The sequence below is a fragment of the Acidovorax delafieldii 2AN genome (genome assembly GCF_000175235.1).
Taxonomy (GTDB): Bacteria; Pseudomonadota; Gammaproteobacteria; order Burkholderiales; family Burkholderiaceae_C; genus Acidovorax; species Acidovorax delafieldii_B.
In genome coordinates this window covers 1-3,213 of the sequence record NZ_ACQT01000332.1, presented here as the reverse complement: position 1 = coordinate 3,213, position 3,213 = coordinate 1, and the positions used below count along the sequence as shown (strand labels likewise).

Annotated in this window: 4 protein-coding genes; 2 read left to right on the top strand and 2 right to left on the bottom strand. The window is 67.4% G+C overall.

Annotated elements, in window-relative coordinates:
• Positions 1-23: 23 nt before the first annotated feature.
• On the bottom strand, positions 24-671 hold the full coding sequence (gene nth, locus ACDELDRAFT_RS20545) for an endonuclease III (protein WP_005800006.1): 648 nt from the start codon (positions 669-671) through the stop codon (positions 24-26).
• Positions 672-818: 147 nt separating this feature from the next.
• On the opposite strand from nth, the gene ACDELDRAFT_RS20540 reads away from it, so the two are divergent.
• Positions 819-2,009 (top strand): aminotransferase-like domain-containing protein, encoded by a 1,191-nt coding sequence (locus ACDELDRAFT_RS20540; protein WP_040330167.1) that lies wholly within the window; start codon positions 819-821, stop codon positions 2,007-2,009.
• Between the two features lie 282 nt (positions 2,010-2,291).
• Here ACDELDRAFT_RS20540 and ACDELDRAFT_RS20535 read toward each other — a convergent pair whose 3' ends face one another.
• Positions 2,292-2,915, bottom strand: a complete 624-nt coding sequence (locus tag ACDELDRAFT_RS20535; RefSeq protein ID WP_005800004.1) for a TetR/AcrR family transcriptional regulator — start codon at positions 2,913-2,915, stop codon at positions 2,292-2,294.
• Between the two features lie 56 nt (positions 2,916-2,971).
• Here ACDELDRAFT_RS20535 and ACDELDRAFT_RS20530 point away from each other — a divergent pair.
• The coding region (locus ACDELDRAFT_RS20530; RefSeq protein WP_005800003.1) for an oxidoreductase at positions 2,972-3,213 on the top strand (242 nt) is incomplete at its 3' end.

Sequence of the window (3,213 nt, the reverse complement as noted above, 5' to 3'; positions counted from 1 at the left end):
GCGGGGACGGCGCGGCGCCCGCGTCAGGCGCGCTGCGGTGCCGGCGTCTTGGGTTGGTAATCGCAGTAAGGCGCCACCACGCATTCCCAGCAGCGGGGCTTGCGCGCCTGGCATACATAGCGGCCCAGCAGAATGAGCCAGTGGTGCGCGTCCACCGCGTAGGCGGGCGGCACACGCTGCAGCAGTTGCACCTCCACGGCCAGCGGGTTCTTGCCAGGAGCCAGTCCGGTGCGGTTGCTGACCCGAAAGATGTGCGTGTCCACCGCCATGGTGGGCTGGCCGAAGGCCACGTTGAGCACCACGTTGGCGGTCTTGCGGCCCACGCCGGGCAGGGCTTCCAGGGCTTCGCGCGTGCGCGGCACCACGCCGCCGTGCTGCTCCACAAGAATGCGGCAGGTTTCCAGCAGGTGCCTTGCCTTGCTTTTGTAGAGGCCGATGGTCTTGATGTAACCCTCCAGGCCTTCCAGCCCCAGGTCGAGGATGGCCTGCGGCGTGCCCGCCACCGGGAACAACCGGCGTGTGGCCTTGTTCACGCCCACGTCGGTGGCCTGCGCCGACAGCAGCACGGCGGCCAGCAGCTCGAACACGGTGGTGTATTCCAGCTCGGTGTTGGGCTGCGGATTGGCGGCCCGAAGGGTGGCAAAGAAGGGTTCGATCAACGCGGTTTGCATGCCGCGCAGTGTAGGGGCAGAGCAAGGCGCATTGAGAGTTGAAGGGGCCTGCCCAGCTCTTGCGCCACCCCTGCGCCGCCGGTATGCAGGAACCCGGGCCGCCAATTGGCGACAATGTGCCATCTCTCGCCCAACCTTTACAACGCCATGCAATTTGCCGACCGCCTGAACAACGTCGAAACCTCAGCCATCCGCGAACTCTTCAAGCTGCTGGGCAAGCCCGGCATCATCAGCTTTGCCGGGGGCTTTCCCGACAGCGCCATGTTCGACGTCGACGGCATCCGCGCCGCGAGCAACCAGGCGTTGCAGGAAGAGCCCGGCGCTGCCTTGCAGTACGGTGCCACCGAGGGCTACCAGCCTTTGCGCGAGCAGCTGGCCGCCTTCATGGCGAGCAAGGGCGCGCGCGATGTGGCGCCCGAGCAGCTCATTGTCACCACCGGCAGCCAGCAGGCGCTGGACCTGCTGGGCAAGACCATGATCAGCCCCGGCGACAAGGTGATCGTCGAAGGCCCCACCTTCCTGGCCACCATCCAGTGCTTTCGCCTGTATGGCGCCGAAGTCATCAGCGCGCCCGTGGACAGCGATGGCGTGAAGGTGGACGTGCTCGAGCAGCTCATTGCCGAGCACAAGCCCAAGCTCGTGTACCTGATTCCCACCTTCGGCAACCCCAGCGGTGCGATGCTGAGCCTGGCGCGCCGCCAGAAGGTGCTGGAACTGGCCGTGAAGTACCAGACCCTGGTGGTGGAAGACGACCCCTATGGTGATCTGTATTTTGGCGAAGCACCGCCACCCAGCCTGCTGGCGCTGTCAGGCCAGGTGCCCGGTAGCCGCGCCCTGCTGGCCCATTGCGGCAGCCTGAGCAAGGTGTTGAGCCCTGGCCTGCGCATTGGCTGGCTGATCGCCCCGCCCGAGCTGCTCGCCAAGGCCGTGATGTGCAAGCAGTTCAGTGATGCGCACACCAGCACATTTGCACAGGCCACGGCGGCGCAATACCTCAAGGCGGGCCGCATGCCCGCCACGCTGGCGAATGTGCGCAAGGTCTATGCCGAGCGGGCCCAGGCGCTGTGCGATGCGCTGCGCAAGGAACTGGGCGATGCCGTCGAGTTCGTGCAGCCGCAAGGCGGGCTGTTCGTGTGGCTGCGCCTGACGGGCGCCGGTGGCAAGGTGGCCGATGCCAATGTGCTGGCCAAGGCAGCGATCGAAAAGGGTGTGGCCTTCGTGCCCGGCACGCCATTCTTTGCCCAGAACCCGGACCACGCCACGCTGCGCCTGTCGTTCGCCACCGCCGATGTCGAGAAGATCCGCGAAGGGGTGGCGCGCCTGGCGCAGGCGCTTTGATTCCTGCATCCCGGTCGTGAAAAAGGGCGCCACGGCGCCCTTTTGGGGGGGCTGGGCCTGGCTGCCTGCAAAAGGCGGGCCTGTGCGCCGGCATGCCGCCGGTGTGCGGCTCGGGGGGGGCTCGAGAAACGCATCCGCGATGCTCGGCCGCCACACCCTGCATCGCGCAGTGCCCGTTTCACGCCGCATGGCGCCGCTCGTTCACCATGGCCGAGGTGTGAAAAGAGATGTGCGGGTGCTGTGCACGAGAGACACGGCACAGTGCGTGCCACGCAGGCTTTTTCAGGCGCGCACCGCACGCCACGCAGCGTCGGCCAATGCCTCGCGGTAGGTGCTGGGCGATGGCAGGGTGCTGGGGCCCGACAGCCAGGCGCGGCAATAGCTTTGCACCGGGCCCATCACCAGCGAAGGCATCAGCTCACAAGGCAGGTCGCGCACGGCGCCCGCCTGGCGATGCGGTTCGAACCACGCCACCAGGGCCTGATTGCGGCGGCGGGCGGCCTCGGCCAGATCGGGCGTGCGCGGGCCCCCGGCCACCGCGCTGCGTGCCTGGAACAGAAAGCGCGCGCGCTCGGGGTGGGCCACCACCCAGTCCAGGTAGCCCGTGACCAGCGCATGCACGCCGGCCTGTGCGCCACGGGCCGCGTCCAGTTGCACCTGCACACTGCGCGACTGCTCGTGGAAGATGTCGAAGAACAGCGCAGCCACGATGCCATCCTTGTTGCCAAAGTGGTGGTAGATGCTGCCCACACTGGCGCCGCAGCGTGCGCGCACGCCGTCGATGGAAACTGCATCCACCCCCGCGTCGATGGCGCAGGCCAGGGCGGCGTTCAGGATGTCCTGGCGGCGGTCGGTGCCGGCCTCGGCCGGTGGAGAAGGTTGTGGAGCGGTGGTACGGCTTGCCATGGAATGGAATTCTAGAATAAAGTTCTAGAAAAATCTTCTGCCCATCCCGAGACACCATGCATTCCTCTGCCACCGTCGCGCCTGCCGCACCCGCTGTAACCCCCGGCGCTGCCCTGTACCCCCACCTGCTCGCGCCGCTCGATCTGGGCTTCACGACGATCAAGAACCGCGTGCTCATGGGCTCCATGCACACGGGGCTGGAGGACGGGCGCGACCTCTCGCGCATGGCGGCGTACTTCCGCGAGCGGGCCGAGGGCGACGTGGGCCTGATCGTGACCGGCGGCTTCGCGCCCAACAT